General features: G+C 69.7%; 21 protein-coding genes and 2 tRNA genes. 13 read left to right on the forward strand and 10 right to left on the reverse strand.

Going from position 1 to position 25,736, the window contains the following annotated elements; all coding sequences use genetic code 11:
• Positions 1-9: 9 nt before the first annotated feature.
• Both ACZ7IB_RS37645 and ACZ7IB_RS37650 read right to left on the reverse strand, forming a co-directional pair.
• Positions 10-1,107, reverse strand: coding sequence for an LLM class flavin-dependent oxidoreductase (locus ACZ7IB_RS37645; RefSeq protein WP_470918928.1), 1,098 nt, complete (start codon positions 1,105-1,107; stop codon positions 10-12).
• 126 nt (positions 1,108-1,233) lie between these two features.
• Positions 1,234-2,049 carry a maleate cis-trans isomerase family protein gene (locus ACZ7IB_RS37650; protein ID WP_470918929.1) on the reverse strand — a complete coding sequence of 272 codons (816 nt, stop codon included), beginning with the start codon at positions 2,047-2,049 and terminating at the stop codon, positions 1,234-1,236.
• 210 nt (positions 2,050-2,259) lie between these two features.
• Between ACZ7IB_RS37650 and ACZ7IB_RS37655 the strand changes: the two genes are divergently transcribed.
• The 6 genes from ACZ7IB_RS37655 to ACZ7IB_RS37680 all read left to right on the forward strand — a co-directional run bounded on the left by ACZ7IB_RS37655 (position 2,260) and on the right by ACZ7IB_RS37680 (position 7,540).
• On the forward strand, positions 2,260-3,219 hold the full coding sequence (locus tag ACZ7IB_RS37655) for a D-2-hydroxyacid dehydrogenase (RefSeq protein ID WP_470918930.1): 960 nt from the start codon (positions 2,260-2,262) through the stop codon (positions 3,217-3,219).
• A gap of 256 nt (positions 3,220-3,475) precedes the next feature.
• Positions 3,476-4,378 (forward strand): ectoine/hydroxyectoine ABC transporter substrate-binding protein EhuB, encoded by a 903-nt coding sequence (gene ehuB, locus ACZ7IB_RS37660; RefSeq protein ID WP_470918931.1) that lies wholly within the window; start codon positions 3,476-3,478, stop codon positions 4,376-4,378.
• Positions 4,379-4,397: 19 nt separating this feature from the next.
• Entirely contained in the window at positions 4,398-5,138 is a 741-nt protein-coding gene (gene ehuC / locus ACZ7IB_RS37665; protein WP_470918933.1) for an ectoine/hydroxyectoine ABC transporter permease subunit EhuC, read from the forward strand.
• Positions 5,135-5,776: an ectoine/hydroxyectoine ABC transporter permease subunit EhuD gene (gene ehuD / locus ACZ7IB_RS37670; RefSeq protein WP_470918934.1), complete on the forward strand. Its 642-nt coding sequence runs from the start codon at positions 5,135-5,137 to the stop codon at positions 5,774-5,776. The genes ehuC and ehuD overlap by 4 nt, the downstream gene beginning before the upstream one ends.
• Positions 5,766-6,617, forward strand: coding sequence for an ectoine/hydroxyectoine ABC transporter ATP-binding protein EhuA (gene ehuA, locus ACZ7IB_RS37675; RefSeq protein WP_470918936.1), 852 nt, complete (start codon positions 5,766-5,768; stop codon positions 6,615-6,617). The genes ehuD and ehuA overlap by 11 nt, the downstream gene beginning before the upstream one ends.
• Positions 6,618-6,781: 164 nt before the next feature.
• Entirely contained in the window at positions 6,782-7,540 is a 759-nt protein-coding gene (locus tag ACZ7IB_RS37680; RefSeq protein ID WP_470918938.1) for an IclR family transcriptional regulator, read from the forward strand.
• Here the strand turns inward: ACZ7IB_RS37680 and ACZ7IB_RS37685 are convergent.
• Together ACZ7IB_RS37685 and ACZ7IB_RS37690 are read right to left on the reverse strand one after the other, a co-directional pair.
• Positions 7,526-8,485 carry an endonuclease/exonuclease/phosphatase family protein gene (locus ACZ7IB_RS37685; RefSeq protein WP_398628964.1) on the reverse strand — a complete coding sequence of 320 codons (960 nt, stop codon included), beginning with the start codon at positions 8,483-8,485 and terminating at the stop codon, positions 7,526-7,528. The genes ACZ7IB_RS37680 and ACZ7IB_RS37685 overlap by 15 nt on opposite strands.
• Before the next feature lie 239 nt (positions 8,486-8,724).
• A complete protein-coding gene (locus ACZ7IB_RS37690) occupies positions 8,725-9,369 on the reverse strand; it encodes a M15 family metallopeptidase (protein WP_470918940.1) in 645 nt (214 codons plus the stop codon).
• Positions 9,370-9,664: 295 nt separating this feature from the next.
• Here ACZ7IB_RS37690 and ACZ7IB_RS37695 point away from each other — a divergent pair, with 295 nt between their 5' ends.
• The 4 genes from ACZ7IB_RS37695 to ACZ7IB_RS37710 all read left to right on the forward strand — a co-directional run bounded on the left by ACZ7IB_RS37695 (position 9,665) and on the right by ACZ7IB_RS37710 (position 13,325).
• A complete protein-coding gene (locus ACZ7IB_RS37695) occupies positions 9,665-10,342 on the forward strand; it encodes a response regulator transcription factor (RefSeq protein ID WP_266361318.1) in 678 nt (225 codons plus the stop codon).
• Entirely contained in the window at positions 10,339-11,508 is a 1,170-nt protein-coding gene (locus ACZ7IB_RS37700) for a sensor histidine kinase (RefSeq protein ID WP_470918942.1), read from the forward strand. The genes ACZ7IB_RS37695 and ACZ7IB_RS37700 overlap by 4 nt, the downstream gene beginning before the upstream one ends.
• A 94-nt stretch (positions 11,509-11,602) precedes the next feature.
• A tRNA-Lys gene (locus tag ACZ7IB_RS37705) sits at positions 11,603-11,676 on the forward strand.
• Between the two features lie 131 nt (positions 11,677-11,807).
• On the forward strand, positions 11,808-13,325 hold the full coding sequence (locus ACZ7IB_RS37710; RefSeq protein WP_470918944.1) for an MFS transporter: 1,518 nt from the start codon (positions 11,808-11,810) through the stop codon (positions 13,323-13,325).
• An 83-nt stretch (positions 13,326-13,408) separates the two neighbouring features.
• Here ACZ7IB_RS37710 and ACZ7IB_RS37715 read toward each other — a convergent pair whose 3' ends face one another.
• The 4 genes from ACZ7IB_RS37715 to ACZ7IB_RS37730 all read right to left on the reverse strand — a co-directional run bounded on the left by ACZ7IB_RS37715 (position 13,409) and on the right by ACZ7IB_RS37730 (position 18,996).
• On the reverse strand, positions 13,409-15,085 hold the full coding sequence (locus ACZ7IB_RS37715) for an AMP-binding protein (RefSeq protein WP_470918946.1): 1,677 nt from the start codon (positions 15,083-15,085) through the stop codon (positions 13,409-13,411).
• 26 nt (positions 15,086-15,111) lie between these two features.
• Positions 15,112-15,702: a lytic polysaccharide monooxygenase auxiliary activity family 9 protein gene (locus ACZ7IB_RS37720; protein ID WP_470918948.1), complete on the reverse strand. Its 591-nt coding sequence runs from the start codon at positions 15,700-15,702 to the stop codon at positions 15,112-15,114.
• Between the two features lie 158 nt (positions 15,703-15,860).
• On the reverse strand, positions 15,861-17,606 hold the full coding sequence (locus tag ACZ7IB_RS37725; RefSeq protein WP_470918949.1) for an SPFH domain-containing protein: 1,746 nt from the start codon (positions 17,604-17,606) through the stop codon (positions 15,861-15,863).
• Positions 17,607-17,631: 25 nt separating this feature from the next.
• Positions 17,632-18,996 carry a peptidoglycan-binding protein gene (locus ACZ7IB_RS37730; RefSeq protein WP_470918951.1) on the reverse strand — a complete coding sequence of 455 codons (1,365 nt, stop codon included), beginning with the start codon at positions 18,994-18,996 and terminating at the stop codon, positions 17,632-17,634.
• Between the two features lie 184 nt (positions 18,997-19,180).
• Between ACZ7IB_RS37730 and ACZ7IB_RS37735 the strand changes: the two genes are divergently transcribed.
• The 3 genes from ACZ7IB_RS37735 (at position 19,181) to glxA (ending at position 23,608) form a co-directional block, all read left to right on the forward strand.
• Positions 19,181-19,254 (forward strand) — tRNA-Lys (locus ACZ7IB_RS37735).
• 518 nt (positions 19,255-19,772) lie between these two features.
• Positions 19,773-21,677, forward strand: coding sequence for a glycosyltransferase family 2 protein (locus ACZ7IB_RS37740; RefSeq protein ID WP_470918953.1), 1,905 nt, complete (start codon positions 19,773-19,775; stop codon positions 21,675-21,677).
• Entirely contained in the window at positions 21,674-23,608 is a 1,935-nt protein-coding gene (glxA, locus tag ACZ7IB_RS37745; protein ID WP_470918955.1) for a radical copper oxidase GlxA, read from the forward strand. The genes ACZ7IB_RS37740 and glxA overlap by 4 nt, the downstream gene beginning before the upstream one ends.
• Positions 23,609-23,655: 47 nt before the next feature.
• On the opposite strand, the gene ACZ7IB_RS37750 is transcribed toward glxA, so the two are convergent.
• The gene (locus tag ACZ7IB_RS37750) at positions 23,656-24,768 is read right to left on the reverse strand and encodes a glycoside hydrolase family 6 protein (RefSeq protein ID WP_470918995.1); all 1,113 of its coding nucleotides are present in this window, start codon (positions 24,766-24,768) and stop codon (positions 23,656-23,658) included.
• A 283-nt stretch (positions 24,769-25,051) separates the two neighbouring features.
• Complete coding sequence (locus ACZ7IB_RS37755) at positions 25,052-25,735, reverse strand: class F sortase (protein WP_470918956.1); 684 nt, start codon at positions 25,733-25,735, stop codon at positions 25,052-25,054.
• Between the last annotated feature and the right edge of the window lies 1 nt (position 25,736).

The raw sequence follows: 25,736 nt of genomic DNA on the forward strand, positions 1-25,736 counted from the left end.
CTGCCGGTGTCAGTCCGTCGGCAGCCCGTACGCGTCCGCGATCAGTTCGTAGCTGCGCAGCCGGGCCTCACCGCCATGGGCGTTGGCGGTGATCATCAGTTCGTCGGCGCCGGTGCGCTTGGCCAGGTCGTCGAGGCCCGTACGGACCTCGTCCGCCGTGCCGTGGACGATGTTGACCAGCCAGCTGTCGACGAACTCCCGCTCCATGGGGCTGAAGGCGTACGCCTCCGCCTCCTCGGGTGTCGGGACCAGGCCGGGGCGCCCGGTGCGCAGGCGGACCATGGACAGTGCGCCGGAGAGCACCTGGCGGCGGGCCTCGCGGTCGTCGTCGGCGGCCAGGGCCGAGACCCCGATCAGCGCGTACGGGGCGTCGAGCACCGCGGACGGCCGGAACGACTCCCGGTACAGGTCGAGGGCCGGCACCGTGTTCTGGGCCGAGAAGTGGTGGGCGAAGGCGAACGGCAGGCCGAGTACGCCGGCCAGCCGGGCGCTGAAGCCGGAGGAGCCCAGCAGCCAGATCGGCGGGCGGGCGGGGGACTGGACCCCGCCCTCGGCGGTGGCCTGGACCGGGCCGGGTACCGCGTGGATACGGGCGTAGGGGTGGCCGTCGGGGAAGTCGTCGTCCAGGAACCGGGTCAGCTCGGCGAGCTGCTGCGGGAAGTCTTCGGCACCTTCGCCCGGCCGGTCCGTGCGGCGCAGGGCGGCCGCAGTCGCGCCGTCGGTGCCGGGGGCGCGCCCGAGACCGAGGTCGATGCGGCCGGGGGCCATGGCCTCCAGGGTGCCGAACTGTTCGGCGATGACGAGTGGTGCGTGGTTGGGCAGCATCACGCCGCCCGAGCCGAGCCTGATGCGCTCGGTGTGTGCGGCGAGGTGGGCCAGGATCACGGCGGGTGAGGAGGAGGCGACGCCGGGCATGGAGTGGTGTTCGGCGACCCAGTAGCGATGGAATCCGCGGCGCTCGGCGAGCTGCGCGATGTCCACGCTCGTACGCAGCGCCTGGGTGGCGGTGCGGCCCTGGCCCACGGTCACCAGGTCCAGCACGGAGAGCGGAACGGTGGCCGTCCCCTCCGTCTTGCCACGGATCTCGTCGCCTCGAATCTCGTCCACGTCCTGGCCTCTCCGGTGTTGCGCCTGCGTCCGGCTCATACGTCCGGAAGAGCACAACAGGAGGTGGTCTCCGTTTATTCCCCCGGCTCACCGTCCATCCCTCGACTCACCGCCCGTCCCCCTGGCTCACCAGCCGGGGTGGGTCTGCTTTCCGGGCCACCCCTTCTTCCCGCCGTGCGCACGCTCCCGGCCCGCGCCCCATGCGGCCACCGGGGCCGGGGGCGCCTCACGCTCGGCGAAGATCTTGCCGAGCCTCGGGGACCAGGACCGGCGGTCCGCCAGCCGCAGCCCCTCCCGGACCGTCACCTGGTTCCCGGTGAGGACCGGCTTGCCGAGGAGTTCCTCCAGCTCCGCCACGTGCGAGACGGTGTGCAGGGCCGTGTCGGGCAGCAGCATCACATCGGCCTCCGGCCGGTCCGCGGCCGTGACGAGTTCCTTCACCTGGTCCAGGTCCCAGGCGGCGGCCTCGGCGGCGGAGGCGAGAGAGGCGGCGTGAGTGGCGGCCACCTCGATGCCCGCGGACCGGAGAAAGGCGGTGAACAGTGCGGCGATGTGCTCGGGGTAGGTCGCGGCGACGGCGACGCGGTCGGCGCCCAGCTCCCGTACCGCATGGACGAAGCCGAAGGAGGTGCTGGAGGCGGGCACGCCGGCCGCCCGGGCCAGGGCGGCGGTCTGTTCATGGGCGCCCTCCCAGCCGTACAGGAAGCTGCCGCCGCTGCTGACCCACACGACGGACTCGACACCGGCGCGCTGCAACTCCGCCACCCCGGCGGCCAGGCGTTCGGGCGTGCCGGTCCGTACCAGCGCGTCGATCCCGTAGGCGTCCTCGTCGACGTCGGTGTGGTTCACGACCAGTCTGACGGCGTCGAGCAGGATCTCCATCCGCGGGAAGTCGTCCTCCGCGTAGTGGTGGCCCGGGTAGAGAAAACCGAGGGTCGTCATGTCCACCCTTCCTGTTCCTGCGGGTGCCTGGACGGGTATTCGGGGGCCGGACGGGTCCGGGCAGGCCCTGCCCGTGACCGTTTTCGCCCGCCTCTCCCCCAGTATTCCCCCATCCGTCGCCACCCCCACTGCGACGTGTTGACGAAGCCTGGCGCGGGTGCGAGCGTGGTCGAACCGCACATCACAGACGCAGCGGAGCGACCGTCTCTCATGTCAGAGCCCACCCTGCTCGTCCTGGACACCGACCCGTCGCCGCGTCTCGGCCGGCTGACCGGCCGGGCCGCTGTCCTGTACACGGACGAGGCCGGGCTCGCCGCACAGCTCCCGGAGGCCGACGTACTGCTGGTGTGGGACTTCACCTCCGACGCGGTACGGGCCGCCTGGCCCGGTGACGGACCGCGCCCGGCATGGGTGCATACGGCGAGCGCGGGCGTGGACCGGCTGCTCTGCCCGGAGCTGGCGGCCTCCGACACGGTGGTGACCAATGCGCGGGGCATCTTCGAACGACCGATCGCCGAGTATGTGACGGGCCTGGTGCTGGCGTTCGCCAAGGATCTCCCGGGCACGCTGGAGCTCCAGCACCGGCGGCTGTGGCGCCACAGGGAGAGCACTCAGGTCGCGGGCAGCCGTGCGGTGGTCGTCGGCGCGGGCCCGATCGGGCGGGAGATCACCCGGCTGCTGATCGCTCTCGGGGTCCAGGTGGCGCTCGTGGGACGCCGGGCGCGGCGCACCATCCACGGTGTGGCAGAGCTGGATCGACTGGCCTCCATGGCCGACTGGGTGATCTGCGCGGCGCCGCTGACGGAGTCGACTCGTGGCATGTTCGACGCGCGGTTCTTCGGGCTGATGCAGCCGTCGGCCCGATTCATCAATGTGGGGCGCGGCCCGATGGTCGTCGAGGACGATCTGGTCGCCGCGCTGCGCAAGCGCTGGATCGCGGGCGCGGCGCTCGATGTGTTCGAGCAGGAACCGCTGGGGCCGCAGAGCCCGCTCTGGGACGTACCGGATCTGATCGTGTCGCCGCACATGAGCGGCGACACGGCGGGCTGGCGGGACCGGCTGGGCGAGCAGTTCGTGGAGATGTACGAACTCTGGTCGGCCGGGGAGCCGTTGCCGAACGTGGTGGACAAGCAGCGCGGGTACGTACCCGTCCGGGACCGGAGCGAGTGACCTCGACGGGCCGGGTGCGTCGGCCACTTCACCTGCCCATCATGGACATCTCCGCATGACGGTCAGTCATGGGGAGTTCCACGCAGGGAAATACGCGCTGCGCACCGACCATCGCACTCCGCCCGCAGCAGGACACGGGAAGGTCGCACTCCGGTCACCCTTCGATCACAGGAGGTCTCTTCCTGCATAGACGTACGGGATCGGGCAGGCGCACCTCCTGTCCGGACTGTTCGACCGCTCCAGGAGATCGCGAACCATGGCTGACTTCCCGAATCTGTCCCGCCGGGGCTTTCTCAACCGATCGGCGGCCGTGGGCGGCCTGCTCGTCGTTCCCGGTCCGCTCTCCGCGTGCAGCAAGACCGACGCCGGTTCCGCGGACGGCGCGGGGGCGCTCGACAAGCTCCGCAAGCAGGGCTTCGTCCGGGTCGCGTACGCCAATGAGGCCCCGTACGGCTATCTGGAGGGCAAGCAGCTCAAGGGCGAGGCGCCCACCCTGCACCGGGAGATCTTCAAGGCGCTCGGCGTGGACGAACTGAAGCCCACGCTCTCCGAGTGGGACGGTCTGATCCCCGGGCTGCAGGCGGGCAAGTACGACGTGGTCAGCGCAGGCATGGCGATCACGCCGGAGCGCTGTGCCAATGCCATCTTCTCCGAGCCCGAGTTCATCTCGCCGACCGCGCTGATGGTGAAGAAGGGCAATCCGAAGAAGGTCACCGACCTGACTTCGGCGAAGGCCGCCGGGATCACCGTCGGCGTGATGTCGGGTGCCGTCGAGGGCTCGTACGCCGAGGATGCCGGCATCTCCAAGGACAGGATCAAGTCGCTGCAGAAGCCGCAGGACGGCGCCGACGCGGTCAAGGGTGGCCGGATCGACGCGTTCCTGCTCACCGGCATCTCACTGCGCCGGCTCGCGAAGACGAACCCCGACACCGAGGTCACCGAGGCCTTCCTGCCGGAGCTCGACGGCAAGAAGCAGTACAGCCCCGGCGGCGCCGTCTTCCGCAAGGGCAACGAGGATCTGCGGGACGCCTTCAACCGCGAGCTGAAGAAGATCGTCTCGGACAGTTCGCGTTATGTGGGCCTGCTCCGGGAGTACGGATTCGGGGCCACCGAGCTCCCGCCGGCCACCCTGAAGACGGCCGATCTGTGCAAGGGCTGACGGGGACGGAACGCACCGCATGAGTGATTTCTTCTCCGCCTTCTTCGATGATCTGCCGCAGTTGCGCTCGGGGCTGTGGGTGACCCTCCAGGCCACCGTCCTGGGCGCGCTGCTCGCCCTGCTCCTGTCGTTCGTCCTCGGTCTGATGTCGGTCAGCCGGCTGCTGGTGCTGCGCGGTGTCTCACGCGTGGTCGTGGAGTTCTTCCGCGGCACCTCGCTCTACATCCAGCTGTTCTGGCTCTACTACGCGATGCCGCCGCTGACGGGGTACGAACTTACGCCGCTGCTCTGCGGCGTCGTCGCCTTCGGCCTCAACTACGGGGCGTACGGCTCCGAAGTGGTGCGCGGGGCGGTCAACTCCGTGCCACGTGCCCAGTACGAGGCGGCCGTCGCGCTGAACATGACGCCGCCGCAACGGATGCGGAAGGTGATCCTTCCGCAGGCCTGGGTGCAGATGATCCCGTCCTTCACCAATCTGCTGATCCAGCTGCTGAAGTGCACCCCGCTGCTGTGGCTGATCTCCGCGGCCGACCTGATGACCGTGATCCAGCAGCTGCGCGACCGTACCGGTGAGACGCTCACCGCGTACATGACCCTGCTGGTCGCCTACTTCGTCCTGGCCTACGCACTGACCCTGCTGATGAATCTGCTGGAGCGGAGCGCCAAACGGCGACTCGGTCTGCAGACCGGTGCGGGCTCGCTGCTGCGCGGCCGCAGCGCCGCGGAAGCCGTCGCACCGACGGCCGGAGGTGCCCGGTGAACGGCTTCGACTGGAACGCCGCCCGGGACGTCCTCCCCCTGGTACTCGAAGGTTTCGAGGTCACGTTGCTCGCGACCGTGCTCGGCACGCTCGTCGCCGCGGTTCTCGGGCTCGCCATCGCGGTCGCCGGACGGGCCCCGAGCAGGTTCGTGACGGTGCCGGTGCGGGTCGCGATGGAGTTCATCCGCTCCACCCCGCTGCTCGTCCAACTGGTCGGCGCAGCCGCCCTGTTCACCTCCGTGGAACCGCTGACGATCGGCATCGTGGTGCTGGGCATCCACTACGCCACGTACACCTCCGAGGTGTACCGCGCCGGGATCGACGGTGTGCCGAAGGGCCAGTGGGAGGCCTGCCGGGCGCTCTCGCTCTCCCCGCGGCGGACCTGGCAGGCCGTGATCCTGCCGCAGGCGGTGCGCAATGTGCTGCCCGCCCTCGGCAACTACGCGATCTCGATGTTCAAGGAGACCCCGTTCCTCGCCGTGATCACGGTGCAGGAAATGGTCTTCGAGGCCCGGAAGTACGGCGCCGATCACTTCGCCTACACCGAGGCATTCACGCTCGCCGGACTGGTCTTCCTGGTCGCGAGCTACCCGACCTCGCTGCTGATGAGAAAGCTGGAGAAGCGCCTTGGCCACTGAACCCCTCCCCCTGCAGAAGACGGCGGCCGCGGCCCCCGTGGACATCGCCCCGGTCCCCGCCACGTCGCAGACCGGCCATCCGCTGGTCCACTTCGACAACGTCGTGAAGCGGTACGGCGACCATGTCGTCCTCGACGGGCTGGACTTCTCGGTGCGGCGCGGCGAAAACGTCACCCTGATCGGGCCGAGCGGCTCGGGCAAGACCACCATCCTGCGGCTGCTGATGACGCTGGAGAAGGTCAGTGACGGGGTGATCTGGGTCGACGGCGACCCGCTGTCCCACACCAAGGCGTCCGACGGCTCGCTGAGGCCGGCGACGGAGAAGCATCTGCGTGAGGCCCGGAAGAAGATCGGCATGGTCTTCCAGCAGTTCAACCTCTTCCCCAATATGAAGGTGCTGCGGAACATCACCGAGGCCCCGGTCAGTGTGCTGGGCATGGACCGCGACGAGGCGGAGACCCGTGCCATCGAGCTGCTCGACCTGGTGGGACTCTCGGGGAAGATCGACGCACACCCCTCCCAGCTCTCCGGCGGCCAGCAGCAACGGGTGGCGATCGCCCGCGCGCTGGCGATGCAGCCGGAGATCCTGCTGCTGGACGAGGTGACGTCCGCGCTCGACCCGGAGCTGGTGGCGGGCGTGCTGGAGCTGCTGAGCGACATCACCAGGAACACCGACATCACCACGCTCTGCGTGACCCACGAGATGAACTTCGCCCGGGACGCCTCGGAGACGGTACTGATGTTCGACGCTGGACGCGTGATCGAGTCGGGATCACCGGAAAAAATCTTCACCGATCCCGCACACGAACGTACGCGCGAGTTCCTCACCGCGGTGCTGTGACCTCGCCACTCTTCGCACGCCAATGACGCTGGCATATGCCAGACGGGTGCACCCCAGCTTGCGGCGCCGGGGCGCCCCATCAAGTCGCCAACAGCCGCCCCGAAAAGGGCTCTTGGCGGCTATCGTGAAGGCAGTGCTTGCGGTCACAACCTGGTGGGGGAACCGTGACGTTGAAGCCCGAACCGACAGCACCGTTCCATTCGGTGCAGTACGCCCTCCGTGTTCTCGAAGCGGTCTCCAAGCACGGCAACGGCGTGCCGGACACCCAGATCTCCCGGGAGACGGGACTGCCCATGGGGCATCTCACCTCTTTGCTGCTGATGCTGCGCCGCGAGGGGTACGTAGAGCAGGTCACCGACGGCGCGTATGTCATCGGCTCCTCGCTGCTGCTCCTCGGCACCGGCGCGGCCCGCAGACAGGCCCTGGAGACCAAGCTCCAGCAGATGCTTGCGCAGCTGCGCGATTCGGTCGGCGCGGCGGTCTACATCAGCCGGTACGTCGACGGCGAGATCCGCGTCACGCAGTACGCCGACGGTCCCCACACCCCCGCGGTCAACGAGTGGGTGGACTTCCGCTCCTCCGCACACGCCTCGGCCGTCGGCAAGTGCCTGCTGGCCCAGCTCGACCGGAACGGCCGCCGCGACCACCTCTCGCGCCACAAGACGGCCCGGCTCACCTCGCGGACGATCACCAACGAGAAGGTGCTCTTCTCCAAGCTGGACAGCCAGCCGGCGACGGTCCCGATGCTCGACCTCCAGGAATACGCGGTCGGCACGGTGTGCGCGGCAGTACCGCTGACGGCCGGGTCGTCGGCGGGGTGCCTGGCACTGTCCCTGCCGGTCGAGGACGCGCATCGCCTGCGCGCGGCGGCGGCCACGCTGAATCGGCGGGCGGCGCCGGTCCTGCTGTCACTGGCGCTCTGACTTGATCTTCAGCCTGGCGGCGACGGGCCGGTGGTCGCTGCTGGTCGCGGGGAGGGTCCAGGCGTCGGTAGGGGTGACGCCCCGGGTGAGGATGTGGTCGATACGGGCGACCGGGAACGCTGCGGGCCAGCTGAAGCCGAAGCCGGTCCCCGCCTCGTCCTGGACAGACGTCAGCCGGGAGTTCAGGGAGGCGAGGCCCCGGTCGGTGGTGGCGCCGTTGAGATCGCCCATCAGGAGGACTTTCTTCTGCCGTTCCTGGTCGACTGCCTGATCGAGCGCGGTCAGGACTCGGTCGCGCCGTGCGATGGTGAATCCGGAGGCGCCGACCCGGACGGAGGGCAGGTGCACCACGTAGACGGCGAGCGGGCCGCCCGGCCCCTGGACCCGGGCGCGCAGGGAGCGGCTCCAGCCGGGGTCGATGGTGACGCGCTCCGAGTCGTCGATCGGGTAGCGGCTCCACAGGGCAACGGTGCCGATGTGGACCGAGTGCGTGAGCCTGCGGCCCAGCACCTTCTGGTAGGCGGGCATCGCGTCATCGGTGATCTCTTCCAGGGCCACCAGGTCGGGGTCTGCGGCAAGCAGCGTCCGGGCGGTCCCGGCAGGGTCCGGGTTGGCGGCACCGACATTGTGGGTGACGACCGTCAGGTCCGGCTCGGCGTCCGGCCGACCGCCGAGAAACAACTGCCCGAACATCGCAGCCCACACGGCAGCGACCAGGAGCGTGGCGACGCCGGCCGGCACCGACCTGCGGAGCAGGGCGGCCGACAGCAGCACAGGCACGGCCAGACCTGTCCAGGGCAGCAGGGTTTCGAGCAGGCTGCCCGGATTGCCCACCGAGTTGGGAACCAGCGAGTGGCCGACCAGCACGATCCCCGTCATAACCGCCAGGGCGGTCGGAACCCGGCCCTTGCGCCATCCGTAGTCACGTCCATGCCGATCGGACATGTGGTCCGGCCGGTCGTGGGCTTGTTGGTCCGGCACGGGTACTGCCTCGGAAGCGGTCTGCTGTTCGGGCTCGGAATCGATGGGCGGTATCTGGGCGGGGTCGAAGAATCCGCCACCGATGTACACATCCGGGTGTGGGTCCTCGTGCAGGTTGGGCATGCCGTGTCCTTCAAAAGAGGGGGTGGGTCGGCGCGGACCGGCTCGGCGGTGCCGGCTCAGGGCGAGGCGATGGGTACCCGTCAGCCGCCGGCATTGTTCAGGGGGCCGGGGCAGGTGCCGCCGGGGCTGGTCAGCAACTCGAAGTGCCACATCTCGTTGGCGTAGACCTGGCACAGGCCATAGGCGGAGCCGTTGCGGATGAGCCAGTCGTCGGCGTCGGTGGGACCGATGTCCACCGCTTTCCCGGACACGTGGGTCGACTTCTCCGGGGTGTTCACGAACTCCCGCGCCTTTTCCAGGCTCCCGTACTTCTCGATTCCCTCCTCCAGCAGGCGCTGCTGGTGTTCCTTGCTGCGCCAGCCCGACGTGACCACGAATTCGATGCCGTCGTCCCGGGCATCCCGGGCCGCTTCCTGCACGGCCTTCAGCAGACGCTTGTCCAGACGGGCGACGGCCGTGTGCCGGGTGTCGAAAGGGGTGATTTCACGGTCGTCCGGTAGGGCACCGTCGTCGGCAGCCGCGGCTGGGACCTCCGCGGGCGCTCCGCCGCTGTCCGGCGAATGCTCTGCTGGTGCGGTAGCCCGTGCGGCCGGTTCGCTCCGGGTCGTCACGACCCATATCGCCGACAGCATCAGAACCAGGGATGCGCCGATTCCTGCCATCATCCAGCCGGGGAATCGGCGCGCCGCCGTGGCTGAGCGGTTCGCCACGTGGTTGTCGTGCATCGCAGCCTCCAGGCATCACGGACACAGCGGCGGGTGCCGCTCGGTAATGCCTTGAGTCAAGGGCGGGCCGTGTTGTCGGGCCGTCTCGATTTCCCGATACGTTTTCGATAGGCCCGGACCGCTCCAATAGGGATGGCCGGGTACAGGACCGGCGTCCGGTCCGGCTCGCGGCGGGAATCTCGGCAGGAGCCCTCCGCAGTGCGGAAATCACTCTTCGCCACCGTTCCCTCATAGGGCCGTAGGCTGGACCGGAAGTCGGGTATCGGCCGGTTTGAGACAGGGTGGGAGAGGCCGCATGCGGGTGCTGATTGTCGAGGACGAGCCGTATCTCGCCGAGGCGGTGCAGGCGGGTCTGAGGCTTGAGGCCATCGCCTCCGACATCGCCGGGGACGGCGACACCGCCCTGGAGCGCCTCGACGTGAACGAGTACGACGTCGTCGTCCTCGACCGCGACATCCCCGGCACGCACGGCGACGACGTGTGCCGGATCATCGTGCAGCGGCGCCTCGGCTGCCGCGTGCTCATGCTGACGGCGGCGGGCCTCCTCAGCGAGAAGGTCACCGGGTTCGAGATCGGCGCCGACGACTACCTGACCAAGCCCTTCGACCTGAAAGAGCTGGTCGTACGGCTCCGCTCACTGGCCCGCCGGCCCAAGGACAGCACACCCCCGGTCCTCGAGTACGCCGGAATCCGGCTGGACCCGTTCCGGCGCGAAGTCTTCCGCGACGGGAAGTACGTCGCGCTCACCAGGAAACAGTTCGCCGTCCTGGAAGTCCTCATGACGGCGCGGGGCGGGGTCGTCAGCGCGGAGACACTGCTGGAGCGGGCCTGGGACGAGAACGCCGACCCGTTCACCAACGCGGTCCGCATCACCATGTCCACGCTCCGCAAACGGCTGGGCGAACCGTGGTCCATCCGCACCGTGCCCGGCGTCGGATACCGGCTCGACGAACCGGCGGGACACGGACAGTGAACCGGCGATCAGCACCCCACCGAGCCACCGCCGCGGCACCGGCGGCGGACGACCCGGCGCGCCCCATTCGGCCGCGGCGGCTGACCGCCCGGATGAAGCTCACCCTCACTTATGCCCTGTTCGTGGTCGTCGCGGGCGCGTTCACCCTTGCCGTTGTCTACCTGGCCATGCGCTTCGTGCCCAACTACCCTTTGACCGCCGCGAACTCACGGGACGACAGCGGCGCCCCTTCCCGGCAGGAGATCCTTCAGAACCTGCTCGAAGCCTCCGGCCTCACGCTGCTCCTGCTGGCGCTCGTCGGGGTCGGCGGCGGCTGGTTCATCGCGGGCCGCGTCCTGCGGCCCCTGCAGGACATCACCCGAGCTGCCAGGCGGGCGGCCGACGGCTCCCTGGACCACCGCATCGGACTCACCGGTCCGCGCGACGAGTTCACCGATCTCTCCGACACCTTCGACACCATGCTCGCCCGCCTGCAGCGGTCCTTCGACGCCCAGCAGCGCTTCGCCGCCAACGCCTCGCACGAACTGCGCACCCCGCTCGCCATCAACCGCACCATGCTCGACGTCGCCACCGCCGACCCCGACGGCCAGGAGTACCCCCGACTCGTGGCCCGGCTGCGCGAGACCAACCAGCGCGGCATCGAGGTCACCGACGCCCTGCTGCAACTCTCCGCCCTCGACCACACCCCGCCCACCACCCAGCTCCTCGATCTCGCCGGCACCGCCGAAGAAGCCCTCGATCTCGTCCGCGAGGAAGCCCGGACACGAGGCATCACCCTCTCCACCGACATCCACCCGGCCCCGGCCACCGGCGACGGCGTACTGCTCCGCCAGCTCACCCTGAACCTGCTCCACAACGCCCTGCGGCACAACCTGCCCACCGGCGGATCGCTCACCCTGACCACCGGCCCCGACCCGGTACACCCTGGCCGCGCCGTCCTGACCGTCACCAACACCGGGCCCCTCCTGCCCGACACGGTCGACCACCTCACCGAACCGTTCCTGCGCGGCAGCGGACGCATGGCCGAGAAGGACCCTGCGCGCCGCGGGCACGGCCTCGGCCTGGCCATCGTCGCCGGTATCGTCCGCGCCCACCACGGCGACCTGACCTTGACCCCCAACCCCGGCGGCGGGCTCACCGCCCGCGTGTCACTCCCCAGCCACTAGGGGCCGTCCGGTCAGGCCGGATGTCCCCGCGGACCCGTCGCGGGCGCGTGTCATCAGCACCCCTCGGGACCAGGTATTATTTTCTGGTCAGCAGGCGCCGCTAGCTCAGTTGGTTAGAGCAGCTGACTCTTAATCAGCGGGTCCGGGGTTCGAGTCCCTGGCGGCGCACAGACAACGCACTGGGCGGTTCACGTACACACGTGAACCGCCCAGTGCGTTTTTTGCTGCCCATCGAGATGTACGAATGTTTTACACATCCGTACTAGACAAGCGTTTTAAACGTTCGTACATTTCCTGGCATGACGAACGCTACGAGCACCACCGCCGAGCGCGGCCACCTCGCCGGTCGCCGGGAATGGACCGCCTTCGTGGTCCTCCTGCTGCCCCTCCTCCTCGTCTCGATGGACGTCTCCGTCCTCTTCTTCGCAATCCCGTCCATCGACCGGGACCTCGCCCCCAGCGCCACCCAGCAGCTCTGGATCTTCGATGTGTATGCCTTCGCCCTGGCCGGTCTGCTCATCACGATGGGCTCGCTCGGCGACCGGATCGGCCGCCGCAAGCTGCTGCTCCTCGGGGCGTTCGCGTTCAGTACCGCGTCCGTCGCGGCCGCATACTCCACCAGCCCCGAGATGCTGATCGCGGCCCGCGCCCTGCTCGGGATCGGCGGTGCGACGCTGATGCCGTCGACGATGGGGCTCGTACGCAACATGTTCCGCGACGAACGGCAGCGCGGCCGGGCCGTCGGCATCTGGTCGGGTGCCATGGCCGGCGGGATCGCGCTCGGCTCGGTGCTCAGCGGGGTCATGCTGGAGCACTTCTGGTGGGGCTCGGTCTTTCTGATCAATGTGCCGGCCATGGTGTCGCTGCTGGTCCTGGTGCCGGTGCTGGTGCCGGAGTTCAAGGACCCGAGCCCCGGCCGGTTCGACTTCCTGAGCGTGCCGCTGTCGATGGGGGCCGTGCTGCCCGTTGTCTACGGGGTCAAGGAGAGCGCCGCGCACGGGCTCGATGTGCGGAACACGCTGATCACCGCCGTCGGGCTCGTCGTCGGCTGGTTCTTCGTCCGCCGCCAGCGCGGCCACGGCGACGCGATGATCAGCCGGGAGCTCTTCCGCAACAGCGGCTTCGCGGCCGGGATCGGGCTGAACGCGCTGGCCGCGTTCGCCATGATGGGGTCCTCGTTCTTCACCACGCAGTATCTGCAGTCGGTGCTCGGCATGAGCACGATGGAGGCCGCGCTGTGGAGCCTGGCCCCGTCACTTGCGGTGGGTGCCGCCGCCCCGACGGCCACGGCGATCGCCCAGCGGACCGACCGTACGCGCGTCATCTGCGCCGGTTTCGTCATCGCCGCCGCCGGTTTCGCGGTCCTCGCCCTGACGGGTACGGACTCGCTGTGGCTGCTGCTCGGCGGCTGCGCCGTGATGAGCTGCGGCATCGTCACCGTGATGGCGCTCGTCTCGGACCTGGCGCTGTCCACTGCCCCGCCGGAGAAGGCTGGTTCGGCGGCCTCGCTGCTGGAGACCGGGCAGGAGTTCGGCGGTGCGTTGGGGATGGCCCTGCTGGGTGCTGTGGCCACGGCGGTCTACACCGCGGACATGCCTGGCTCGGCACCGGAGGCGGCCCGCAAGACGCTGCCAGGCGCGGTGGCCACGGGGGACGGTTCGCTGATCTCGGTCGGGAGGGAGGCCTTCGTGCACAGCATGCGGTACGCCTCGGTGGCTGGGGCCGCACTGTTGCTGGCGGGGGCGGTGCTGGCCGTGACGCTGCTGCGGCCCAGGTCCGCGGTGGCGGACCGGGAGGAGCTGGCCCTGACGAATTAGTGCGGGTCCACCCACCTCGCCGCTCTGCCCTCGATCGCCGGACGGGCTTGATCCTCAAGCCCGTCGAGGGGCCCCCATGCCCTTCAGGCTATGGGAGAGATCGGGGGCAGCAGGCCGTCTCGCCCGTGTGCCTTGAACTCGTTCAGCAGGGCTCCCATTTGTTCATCGCCGAACGCCTCGTACCCGCCCCGGGCACCTTTCCACCACACAGATCCCCCGCACCGGAAGCCCTCGCGGCGCAGCCCGACCCGGTGCACCTTGTTCGTCGCCGTCACCGGCATCGCCGGGACGATGCGTACGAAGCGGGGCGCCATCTTCGTCCCCAGGTCCGGCTGGGCCGCCAGGAACGCGGCGAAGGAGTCCGGGTCGAACGCAGCCCCCTCCCGCATCGCGAACGCCGCCATCACCTGGTCCCCGGCGACCGGGTCCGGCACCGCGTACACCGCCACGGCCGCCGCGTCCTCCCAGCGGGCCAGGATGTTCTCGATCACCGCGGCGGCCAGGTTCTCGCTGTCCACCCGCAGCCGGTCGTCCGTACGGCCCGCGAAGTAGAGGAAGCCGTCTGCGTCGCGGAAGAAGAGGTCCCCGGTCCAGTACCAGCCGCCGCGCACCCGGTCCGCGTCCGCCGCCGCGTTGCGCCAGTACCCCTCGAAGGGTGTACGGCCCCGGTTGACCAACTCCCCTATCGCATCCGCCCCGTTGGCCAGCCTTCCGGACTCGTCGAAGACCGCGGCGGCCCGCTCCTCGCCGGTCTCCGGGTCGACGACCGCGAGATCGTCGCGCGGCGCCGCCTTCCCGATCGCGCGCTCCGGGGTGTCCGGGGTCCGCTGGATCGCCGCGCCGCCCTCGGAGGAGCCGTAACCCTCGACCAGCCGCACCCCGAACCGCTCCCGGAAGCGGGCCGCGTCCACCGCGCCGGCCTCGGTGCCGAAGCCGAGCCGCAGCGGGTGCTCGCGGTCGTCCGGGCGCTCGGGGGTGGCCAGCAGATACTGCACGGCACGGCCGACATAGGTGAAGTACGTAGCCCCGTGCGCCCGTACGTCGTCGAGGAATCCGGAGGCCGAGAAGCGGCGGCGCAGCGCGACCGCGGCCCCGCCGGCCAGCGCGGGCGCCCAGTCGGCGATCACCGCGTTGCCGTGGAACATCGGCATGCAGATGTAGTGGACGTCCTCACGCCGGACGCCGAAGTGATCGACGAGGGACCGCCCGGCCGCCGCCAGCCGCCCCTGGGAGCAGATCGCGGCCTTGGGGGCGCCCGTCGAACCCGAGGTGAAGTAGAGCAGCATCCGGGTTCCGGGCCCGACTTCGGCCAGGACCGTGTCGCCCGGTTTCGCTCCGGCGTACGGAGCGAGCAGTTCGGTGTACGCATCGGTGTCGGTGACCAGCACCCGTACACCCGGAAGATCCAGGCCGTCGAGCAGCGAGAGATGCGCGCGTTCGGTCACCAGGACGCGGCAGTCGGTGTGCAGGATGTCGCGGGCGAGTTCGGCGCCGCGCCGGGTGGGGTTGATACCGGCGACGGCGACCCCGGCCAGGGCCGCCGCGCTCAACCAGAAAGCAAATTCAGGGGTGTTGTCCATCAGCACCCCGAGGTGCGGTTCGCTGCCCGCCGGCAGCAGATCCGCCAGCAGCGCGGCCCGTGCGGCAGCGCCCGAGGCGACCTGGTGATGACTGAGGACGGTGCCCTCAGATCTCAGTCCCGGCCGGTGGTCGCCCCATTGGCGCTGTACGAGCTCCGCGACGGTGCCTGCGCTCCCCATGGCGCCGCACGGTAACCGACTACACGTCAGAACTGAACATCGGAGCAGGCGTAGAACGCGTTCGCCGTGTCCGCGATCGTCCAGACGCTCAGGATGATGTGCTTCCCGGTCTTCTGGGTGGGGATGGTGCCCTGCTGGGTCAGGGTCGCCGGGGGCTGCTTGCCGCCGTACGGGACCGTCATGAAGGGCTGCGACTCCAGGTCGGCCCTGGTGAGGGGCTTGGTGGGGTCCCAGCCGTTCTTGGTGATGTAGTAGCGGAAGTCCGTCGTGGCGTGGCGCGCGGTGAACTGCCAGCGGAAGCCGAAGCCCTGCCCCGCGGTGACATTGGTGGCGGGCCAGTTGCCACCGCGCGGGTCGTCGAGCTGGGCGAACTCGGAGTGGCCGCCCGAGCAGATCTTGCCGTCGGCCGGACCTGCCGCCGGGAAGCCCTTGGGGCCCTCGACGCTCTGCGGCTCCCACTGGATGTTGCCGCAGCCCGTCACCGTGCCATTGGCGCAGAGCTTCTGACGGCTGATGGGGTTGTCGGTGTAGCCGTGGCTACTGGCACTGCCCGTCGCGAACATCGAGACGCCCGCTATCGCCAGGCCGACTACGGCCGCGCTTGCCCTTGTACGCATTGCTGTCGCTCCTCAAGAACGTGGGGGAGGTTCCATGAGCCCTGCTGCGCGCATGTGCTGCGGTCTAGACCAAGTCTTAGATTATTGACGCGACATGAACATGTCCAGACCAATGGGAGTTGGATTCCGCTTCGCCGCCGGAGCGCCCCCCGAAGTCCTCAGGCGCCCTCCCCGCCACTGCGTCCGGTGTAGAAGGCCACCGTCAAGTCCTTGACCAGCGCCTTCCGTTCGTAGTCGTCCAGCTCCACGAGCCCCCTCGCGGTCAGTCGGTTGACAGTGTCGTCCACCGCGTCAACCACCGAAGTCAGCACACTGTCGCGGTGCTTGGCGTCGATGGCGGCGATCCGGCGGCGCTGCATGGCCGCGGCGATCTCCGGTGCGTACTCGATTCCGGTCGGCTGCGCGGAGTACACCTCGATGCCGACGGGCTCGCAGTCCGCCTTCAGCATCCGGGTCAGCGCATCGCCGACGGCCTCCGCGTTGCGCAGGGTGTGCGCGTCCTCGTGGAAGGCGTCGGCGGGCAGCTGCGAGAGGACCCGGGCCATCGCCGCCTCCACCTGCTCACGCAGATACGCCTCGTGGTCCGCGACCCCGAGCGCCGCCCGGACGGTGTCCCTGATCCGCCAGACGACGAGGACGACGACGCGCAGCGCCGTACCGTTGGCATCCACGGCGGGGAGCGGTTCGCTGCGCCAGTGCCGCAGGCGTACGTCGACCCGGCGGCGCAGCAGCAGCGGGCTGATCCACATCAGCCCGGTCCGCCGCACACTCCCGCGGTACTCGCCGAAGAGCGTCAGCACCCAGGCGTACCCGACCCGTCCGCGGCTCAGGCCGCCGAGTGCGAAGAGCACCGCGGTCACCAGCACGGTGAGCGCCGCCCAGGCGCCGGAACCGATCCCTTCGTAACGACGCGAGCCGATCCCGAACCGGGCGAGCGCGGCGGCGGGCAGCGCGCCGACCCACCAGAGGGCGGCGCCACCGGCGACGATCCCGGCCAGCCCGGCGAGCAGCGCCACCCAGCCGGGCAGCGCGGGCCCCGACCGCTCGGCAAGCTGTGGATCACCGACCGGCGCCGGCCGCGTCGAGGGCTGCACCTGCGGCCCCCTCGGCACGGGCGTCCGACGCACCCCCGCCGCCGGCTGGTCACCGCCGGCCCCCCGCCGCATCACACCGGCGGGGAGCGCGGCCGCGTCGGTGTGCTCGGGGTTCTCACGGAAGAGCTGGTGTACGGGGATGGCGGCGGTCCGCTCATTGGCGATGACCGCACGATGCCGCCCGGTCCTCCACGGGGCGTCGCCGGACTGCTCGGCCCCGTCGCCCCCGGCGACGGGGAGGGAGTCGAAGACGGTGTCGGGAACGGCCCGGCTCGTGGACGGGGACGGGGACGAAGACGGAGACGGAGACGGAGACGGAGACGGAGACAAGGACGGAGGCAAGGGCGGGGACGGAGTGCCGGAACCGGGCCCGGTGCGGTGGCCGGCCAAGGCCGGGACGGGCGCGGTGTCCGGGACGGGTTCGGCGCCCACGGCCGGGACCGATACCGAGGCCGAGGTCGCGCCGAGGGTCGCGGAGTCCGCCTCCTCACCCGGGACCAGGTCCAGCACAAGGTCGACCACCGAGTCGGGGCCGACACCCGGCTCCGCGTCCGGGGCTGCCCCCGAACCCGATGCCGCCACTGAGCCCGCACCGCTCCCCGAATCCAGAGCCGAATCCGAGCCCGCACCGCCCCCCGGGCCCAGGGCCGTCTCCTCGCCCGGCCCCCCCGCCCCGCGGCGCGCCTTCACCTGGTCCGGACCCCACACCGGCACCGGCATCTCCCCCTGCTCCCGCTTCCCTTCCCGTTCCCCTTCCCGCTCCCGCGCGTTCTCCGGGGTTCCGGAGCTGTCCGACACCGTGGATCCCATTCCCGCCTCCGTCATGTCCGTTTTGTCACGCGAAGAGTCGTCGCCAGGTCTCCGGGCCGGGGTAGCCGTCGGCCGCTCCGCCCCGCCAGCCCTGGGCCCGCTGGAAGGCCTCGACATTGCGCCGGTCCGCCTCGGTCCACCGGGGCCCCGGTCCCGACAGGTAGTGCTTGCCGTATCCCTTCTTCACCAACTGCTTGCCGAGCCTGTCGACATGGCTGTTCGACCGACCGGGCCGGAAATAGCCCCGCCCGGGGAACTTCGAAGCCGGATTCGAATCACCCCGGCCGCTCCCGCTCCCGGTGGCGGGGATGTCGCGACCGGTCCCGTTGGCCAGGTGCTGCCAGGTGTGGGGGCCGGGGACGCCGTCCGCTTCCTTGCCCTTCCAGCCCTGGGCCTTCTGGAACGCCTGGGTCGCGCGCCGGTCGGCGTCACCCCAGCCCGGTCCCGGGCCGACCTTGTAGAAGCGCTTGCCACCCCGGTCCACGAGCATCTTCCCGAGCTGGGTGACGTGGGTGTTGCTGATACCGGGGCCGAACTTCCCGGCGCCCGGGAACGCCTTCGTCGACACGCCGCTACCGCTGCTGAGCGCCTTGTAGCTGTACGCGACGTACTTGCCGGAGTTGGTCCAGTACGCCATGGGCGTCGTCTGCTTGCGGGTGTGCGGCTTCTTCTGCTCGTACGCCGTGTAGTGGGTGTGCGTGCCGTCGGTCCAGCCGCCGAAGATCGTGACGTGCGAGCCCTTCGAGGGGTTGGCCGGATTGTGGAAGAGCAGGATGTCGCCGGGCTGCAGCTTCGCCCGCGCGATCTTCTTCCCGTACTTGGCGAGGCTGCCGGTCCACTCGTTGCCGGGCAGGTTCCAGGCCATCGACACATAGCCGGAGCAGTCCTGCCGGTAACCGTCGGTCCAGTACTTGCTCATGCTGTACGGAACCTGCGCGGACACCCACTTCTTCGCGCGGTTCATGATCGCGGCCCGGCTGGTCTTGCGCAATGTGGTCCCGGTGGACGAGGGCGGACCCGAGGCCCCCGTGCCCCGCAGCGGCCCCGGCCCGCCCTGCGGACTGTCCGGATCCCGGTCGGCCGGGGTGACCGGGTCGCCCTCGTCGGCCGGGGTCTCCGGGTCCACCGACACCGTCGTCTCATCCGTACGGGCGGCTCCGGTCGCCTCCGCCGCCCGGTCGCCCGGCGCGCTCGCCGCCTCGGCCGCGCCGGTGCTCAGCACCACTCCGGCCGCGGTGACCAGCACCAGCGCGCGGCGCGCGCCATGTGCGGCCGGATGACCTCCGTACCGCAGGGGCAAGGCACTGGCGGCGGTGCGCCGTTGTGCGGCGCATCCCGCGCAGGTGCAGTCGCTGGCGGGTACGTACTCCTCGAAAGCCGGCACAGTCATGCGATTCCCCTCCGCACTCGTCAAGATCTTTGGGCGCATCTGCACGGGCGCCAGTGTCTCAACTCTCCTGACATATCGCATTTTGACGGACAGAAGAGAAAAAACGACCATCCGACAGGCCGTGACGGACGGGAAATGGTCAGGAGCACACCTCACCTTCAGGTAGAGTTCTCCAGGTCAGCAGGCGCCGCTAGCTCAGTTGGTTAGAGCAGCTGACTCTTAATCAGCGGGTCCGGGGTTCGAGTCCCTGGCGGCGCACGCAGAGTCAAGACCCCCTCACTACGCGTGAGGGGGTCTTGTTCGTTCATGAACCGGGCCCCCGCGTCGCCGCTTTCACGGGACCCTTGGGCGGCGCACAGCTGTCACGCAGTGACCGTCTCGTCACTCAGGGGCTCGAAGAGCCCTCGCTTACGCCTCCGCGCACCCCTTCCGCAAGGGTTCCTCAAATCGCACGTATGACTGGTAACCCACCCTTTTCACCCTTGCGATCGGGACCTGGGTCGGACAACCTGTCTAGAGGCCGTCAGCTCCAACCAGGCTGATGCGCCGTGCAGTTGGGGGATGCAGAGGGGGAAGTTCCGGTTGTCCGCTACGTGGGGTGGGGGCCCCGCTCGGGGACAGATGCCGGGGAGGCATCAGACAGCCGGAAGGGCGCCGTTCCGTGTCTGAGCGGAAGGTCGCCCGCCATTGATGTCGTCCGCGGCGACCGAGGGGAATCGCCGTGGCCGAGACGACCGATCAGTCACGCACTGACCACGCGTGCAGGGGGATGACCCATGACGTCGACGCCGACAGGCGCCCGGCAGCAGAACGACGACCCTTCCCGGACCACTCAGCTCCGGATACCGGCGCAGCCGAGGACCGGGGAACAACAGCGGCACCCGAAGAACGCATTGCCGCGTTACGACTACGAGCACTACAGCCGGCTCGCCGGCCCACTGACCCGTCCCGATCCGGGCAGACCGTACCGGGTGCAGTACCGCTCGCTGCTCTCGCAGGAGCCGCACAGAATCCGCGCGGCGCTCCTGCTGGGCGCCGCGCCCCTCGTCTCGCTCGGCCTGTTCGTCTGGCTCATGCAGCCGGATCACTGGACGCGGCGCGACCCGAATCTCAAGAACGACACGCTGCTGTTCCTCGACATCGTGATGCTGGTCTCGATCGGCCTGATCGAGCTCTTCCGCACGCTGAACGTCCTGTCGAACGCGCACGCGACGCTGGTCGCGCGCGACCCGGTCCCGGTCGTACCGGAGACCGGCACCAGAGTCGCCTTCCTCACCTCCTTCGTCCCGCGCAAGGAGCCCCTGGAGATGGTGACGAAGACCCTTCAGGCCGCGGTCCGCATCCGGCACCGCGGGACGGTGCACGTCTGGCTGCTCGACGAGGGCGACGACCCGGCCGTGAAGGAGGTCTGCGCCCGGCTCGGGGTGCACCACTTCACCCGCAAGGGCGTCGCACACTGGAACCGGGCCGAGGGTGCGCACCGCGCGAGGACCAAGCACGGCAACTACAACGCCTGGCTCGACGCGCACGGCGGCGCGTACGACTTCTTCGCGTCCGTCGACACCGATCACGTACCCCTGCCCAACTATCTGGAGCGGACGCTCGGCTACTTCCGCGACCCGGACGTCGGCTTCGTCATCGGCCCGCAGGTCTACGGCAACTACGACACGCTGGTCACCAAGGCCGCCGAGTCCCAGCAGTTCCTCTTCCACGCACTGATCCAGCGCGCGGGCAACCGCTACGGCGCCCCGATGTTCGTCGGCACCAGCAACGCGGTGCGGATCTCGGCCCTCAGACAGATCGGCGGTCTGTACGACTCGATCACCGAGGACATGGCGACCGGCTTCGAGATGCACCGCGCCCGCAATCCGCGGACCGGCCGCAAGTGGCGCTCGGTCTACACCCCGGACGTGCTGGCCGTCGGCGAGGGCCCGACCGCGTGGACGGACTTCTTCACCCAGCAGCTTCGCTGGTCGCGGGGGACGTACGAGACGATCCTCAAGCAGTACTGGAAGGGCTTCTTCTCGCTCCCCGTGGGCAAGCTCTTCAACTACACCATGATGATCATCTTCTACCCGATGTCCGCCCTGAACTGGATCCTCGCGACGCTGAGTTGCGCACTGTTCCTGGGGATGGGCGCCTCGGGTGTGCAGATCGACCCGACGGTCTGGATGATGCTGTACGGCAATGCCTCGGCGCTCCAGATCGGCCTGTACATCTGGAACCGGCGGCACAATGTCTCACCGCACGAGCCCGAGGGCTCCGGCGGCCTGGCCGGCATGATGATGTCCGCGCTCTCCGCCCCGGTCTACGCACGCTCGCTGCTGGATGCCGTGCTCCGCCGCAAGAGCTCGTTCGTGGTGACGCCCAAGGGCGACTCGTCCAGCCCGGACACCCTCTTCGGCACCTTCCGGATCCACCTCTTCTTCATCCTGGTCTTCGGCGGCTCCATCGCCGCCTCCTTCGTACTCGGACACAGCCATCCGGCGATGCTCACCTGGGCCGCCATGGCGCTGCTGATCACCGCGGCACCGATCCTCGGCTGGCAGTACACCGTCCGCACGGAGAAGCGGAAGCGCCGCACCACCCCACCCCCGCAGCCGGCGCACATGCAGGCCGATCCCGAGCGGGCCGACGACGAACAGACCATGCAGACCGCTCCTGGGGGACGTGAACGATGAATTACCGTCCGAGCCTCCGTACCCGCCGCATGGCGATCAGTACGGCGGTGGTTCTGGCACTCTCGGGAGCGAACGGGCCGTGGGTGTACCGCTTCAGCAGCGAGCGCTACCACGAGTACAAGATCAACAAGCCGGACTACAAGGCCGCGAACGGCCACTGGGACTTCCTGGACATCCCTCCCGGGTACCGGATCAATACGATCCACGCGGCACTGCTGCACACCGGCAAGGTGCTGCTCGTCGCGGGCTCCGGCAACAACCAAAAGAACTTCGACGCGAAGAGTTTCCGGTCGGTGCTGTGGGACCCGAAGACCGATGAGTTCAAGAACATACCCACGCCCAAGGACATGTTCTGCTCGGGTCACACCCAGCTGCCCGACGGCAAGCTGCTCATAGCCGGCGGCACCAGGCGTTACGAGAAGCTCAAGGGCGATGTCACCAAGGCCGGCGGCCTGATGATCGTCCACAACGAGGACCCGGACAAGCCGGTCACCCTGCCCGCGGGCACCCGGTTCACGGGCAGTGCCAACGGCAGGACGTTCGTCTCCAAGGACCCTGTGCTGGTCGAGAGGGCCACCAAGGTCTTCGACAGGAGGACCGGTGCGTTCCTGCGCAACGACGCCGGCCTCGGCCGGATCTATGTCGAGGCACAGAAATCCGGTGAGGAGTACGGGACGGGCACCGAGGACAACTACCGGATCGCGGGCCTGACCGGCTCCGACGCGCGGAACGTATACGGAATCGCGCAGAAGCTCGCCCTCGACAAGAAGGACTTCCAGGGCATCCGGGAAGCCTTCGAGTTCGACCCCGTGGCGGAGAAGTACATCACCGTCGACCCGATGAACGAGGCGCGCTGGTACCCGACGCTGACCACTCTCCGGGACGGCAGGGTCCTCGCCCTTTCCGGGCTGGACGAGATCGGGCAGATCGTCCCCGGCAAGGACGAGATCTACGACCCGAAGACCAGGAAGTGGCGGTACACCGGCATCGTCCGGAGGTTCCCCACGTACCCCGCGGTCTTCCTGCTGAACGACGGAAAGCTCTTCTACTCCGGTTCGAACGCCGGATACGGCCCCGCCGGTGTCGGCCGCGAGCCCGGCATCTGGGACCTGGCGACGAACAGTTTCAGGAAGATCCCCGGCCTGAGCGACGCCGACGAGATGGAGACGTCGGCGACGGTACGGCTGCCCCCGGCCCAGGACGAGAAGTTCATGGTCATCGGCGGTGGCGGGGTCGGCGAGTCCGACAGGTCAAGCGCGAAGTCACGTCTGGTCGACCTGAAGGACCCCGCCCCGAGGTTCCGGGACGGCGCCTCGCTGGAGAAAGGCACCCGTTATCCGAGCGCCTCCCTCCTCCCCGACGACTCGCTGCTGGTCACCGGCGGCTCCAACGACTACCGCGGGCGCGGCGGGTCCAATGTGCTGCAGGCCCGGCTGTACGACCCGAGGACGGACACGTACAAGCGGGTCGCCGACCCGTCGGTGGGCCGCAACTACCACTCGGGGTCCGTACTCCTCCCCGACGGCCGGGTCATGGTCTTCGGCTCGGACTCGCTCTACGCGGACCGGGCGAACACCCGGCCGGGCGTCTTCGAGCAGCGCATCGAGATCTACACGCCGCCGTATCTGTACCGCGGCTCGCGCCCGGAGCTGACGGCCGGGCCGAAGAGCATCCGACGCGGCGGTACGGGCAGGTTCACGACAGCGCACGGGGCGACGATCACCTCGGCGAAGCTGATACGGCCGAGTGCGGTCACCCATGTCACGGACACCGACCAGCGGTCGGTGGCACTGGGCCTGAAGAGGACGGCGGGCGGGATCACGGTGACGGTGCCGGGGAGCCGGGCGTTGGTGCCGTCGGGGTGGTACATGCTGTTCGTGACGGACGACAGGGGGACGCCGTCCGAGGGGATGTGGGTCGAGGTGCCGTAGGTGCGGGTCCCCGGGCGGGCGTCCGGTGATTCCGGGCGCCCCGTACCCTATTTCGTCGCCCGGGCCAGCCCCAGCGCGTACTCGGGCCACCAATCGCCCGCCTTCGGGCCGCCCTTGCAGTCACCGTCGGACTCACCGGGCCGCTTGACCCAGAGGTATGCGTCGACCAGTTCGTCACCCGTGTCGGTCGTCGGCGTCTCGCCGAGCGCGCGGCCGGGCGGGTTGCACCAGTTCTCCTCGGGTGCGCCCCCGCTGTACGGGCCGTTGCCGTTGCGGCTGGTGTCGATGACGAACGGCTTGTCGCCGATCTTCGCCGAGAGCCGCTTACCGAAGTCCGTACTGGCCGCCGTGGTCTGGAAGTTGGAGACGTTGACGGCGAATCCGTCGGCCGCTTCGACGCCCGCCCGCCGGAGCGGCTGGAAGAGTGCGTCGGGGGTGCGCCAGCCGGCGTTGCCGGCGTCCATGTAGACGCGAGTGTCCGGCTGCCGCTTGAGCCGATCGACGGCCCCCTTCAGCAGGTCGTACCGCTCCTCGTGAAACTCCTGCGGTGTGCACCCGTCGACCATGTGCAGCAGCGCGTCCGGCTCCAGGATCACCGTGGCGCGCCGGTCACCGATGCCCTTGGCGACGCCCTCCAGCCAGGCCCGGTACGCATTGCCGTCGGCGGCGCCGCCCTTGGAGAACTGGCCGCAGTCGCGGTGCGGGATGTTGTAGAGGACCAGCAGCGCTTCCCGGTCGGCCTTCTCGGCCGCCTCCGTGAAGCCCTTCGCCTCGGCCTCCGGATCGTCCGGGCCGATCCACTCGCCGACGGGCTGCCGCGCGATCTTCTCGATCAGACCGGCGTTCTCCCCGTCGCCGTCCTTCGTGTACGCGGCGACCTGCCTGGCCGCGTTCCCGTCCGGGTTGACCCAGTACGGGTCGCTGCCCCGGGGACGCTGACCGATGGCACCGGCATTCTTCCCCGCGCCGCCGGAGCCGTGGGACGAGCCGGACGAACCCGCGCCGCCGGAGCCGGGGGACGAGCCGGACGAACCCGCGCCGCCGGAGCCGGGGGACGAGCCGGACAAGGATGAGCATCCCGCGAGCAGCAGAACAGCCCCGACCACGGCCACCGCACCCGCCCGCACCATGCCCGACCGGCCGTTGCAACTGCCGTACATCCACTCCCCCTCGGGTGCGACGGCGGTGCACTGCCGCGTCCCCTTCATCCTGGCACAGGGCTTCTGTCCGTTCGCCCGGAAGCCGAGAGTGACCGATTATCGACGGTGCGTCAGAAAAGCTCTGGGCCAAGGCGGTTCGCCGCCCTAGAGTGTCGGGCACGGTCCCCCCCTGGCCTCCCGTGTCGGCGTCGGCTACTCCCGCACCCGCCCGCCGCGGTCGAGGACCGGCCCGGCCGGCGCCCCGGGGGAAGAGGGCTGCCGGCCGGGCCGGATACCGGCGTCGTCAGTCGCTGCCGCTCCCCGCGGACTTCTCGCCGGTCAGGTAGGCCGAGACGACCACATTCGCGTCGTACGAGCGTGCCGCCCGGTCATAGGTGCCGCCGCAGGTGATCAGGCGGAGTTCCGCGCGGCCGTTCTTGCGGGGGCCGTACGCCTTGTCGGCGTTGAAGCGTTCCCGGGTGAAGACCTGGACGTCGTCGATGGTGAATTCGGCGACCCTGCCGTCCGCGCGGGTCACCTCGACCTTGGCGCCGGGGCGGGCCGCGCTGAGCCCGTAGAAGACAGCCGGCTGGGTCTCGGTGTCGACATGGCCGACGAAGAGGGCGGGGCCTTTCGCGCCGGGCTCGGTGCCGTTGCCGTACCAGCCGACGGTATGGGGCGTGTCGAACGGCGGTGGTTCGATCGCCCCGTCCTTGTCCAGGCCGCGGGCGACCACGGGCGCCTTGATCCCTATCGACGGGACCTCGACCCGCTCCGGCGCGGCGCCCTCGATCGGGTCGTGCGGCGGGGGCAGCGGGACGCCGAGCGGTCGCCCGACCGCGGCGATGTCGCCGGTGGTCGGGGCGGAGCTGGCGCCGGAGCCGTCGGCGATGTCGCGGCCCCAGAGCCACAGGCCCATCAGCAGGACGGCCCAGGCCACTCCGGTGAGCAGCCGGCCGCGACCCTCGGGGCGGTCGGGGGCGGACACG

The organism is Streptomyces sp. NPDC037301 (genome assembly GCF_055602785.1).

Coding starts and splice junctions, on each gene's coding strand:
- ACZ7IB_RS37720 (WP_470918948.1), bottom strand. CDS start 15,702: ATGCGTACAAGGGCAAGCGCGGCCGTAGTCGGCCTGGCGATAGCGGGC.
- ACZ7IB_RS37725 (WP_470918949.1), bottom strand. CDS start 17,606: ATGGGATCCACGGTGTCGGACAGCTCCGGAACCCCGGAGAACGCGCGG.
- ACZ7IB_RS37650 (WP_470918929.1), bottom strand. CDS start 2,049: ATGACGACCCTCGGTTTTCTCTACCCGGGCCACCACTACGCGGAGGAC.
- ACZ7IB_RS37710 (WP_470918944.1), top strand. CDS start 11,808: ATGACGAACGCTACGAGCACCACCGCCGAGCGCGGCCACCTCGCCGGT.
- ACZ7IB_RS37655 (WP_470918930.1), top strand. CDS start 2,260: ATGTCAGAGCCCACCCTGCTCGTCCTGGACACCGACCCGTCGCCGCGT.
- ACZ7IB_RS37690 (WP_470918940.1), bottom strand. CDS start 9,369: ATGCACGACAACCACGTGGCGAACCGCTCAGCCACGGCGGCGCGCCGA.
- ACZ7IB_RS37740 (WP_470918953.1), top strand. CDS start 19,773: ATGACGTCGACGCCGACAGGCGCCCGGCAGCAGAACGACGACCCTTCC.
- ehuB (WP_470918931.1), top strand. CDS start 3,476: ATGGCTGACTTCCCGAATCTGTCCCGCCGGGGCTTTCTCAACCGATCG.
- ehuC (WP_470918933.1), top strand. CDS start 4,398: ATGAGTGATTTCTTCTCCGCCTTCTTCGATGATCTGCCGCAGTTGCGC.
- glxA (WP_470918955.1), top strand. CDS start 21,674: ATGAATTACCGTCCGAGCCTCCGTACCCGCCGCATGGCGATCAGTACG.
- ACZ7IB_RS37750 (WP_470918995.1), bottom strand. CDS start 24,768: ATGTACGGCAGTTGCAACGGCCGGTCGGGCATGGTGCGGGCGGGTGCG.
- ACZ7IB_RS37695 (WP_266361318.1), top strand. CDS start 9,665: ATGCGGGTGCTGATTGTCGAGGACGAGCCGTATCTCGCCGAGGCGGTG.
- ACZ7IB_RS37715 (WP_470918946.1), bottom strand. CDS start 15,085: ATGGGGAGCGCAGGCACCGTCGCGGAGCTCGTACAGCGCCAATGGGGC.
- ACZ7IB_RS37685 (WP_398628964.1), bottom strand. CDS start 8,485: ATGTCCGATCGGCATGGACGTGACTACGGATGGCGCAAGGGCCGGGTT.
- ACZ7IB_RS37730 (WP_470918951.1), bottom strand. CDS start 18,996: ATGACTGTGCCGGCTTTCGAGGAGTACGTACCCGCCAGCGACTGCACC.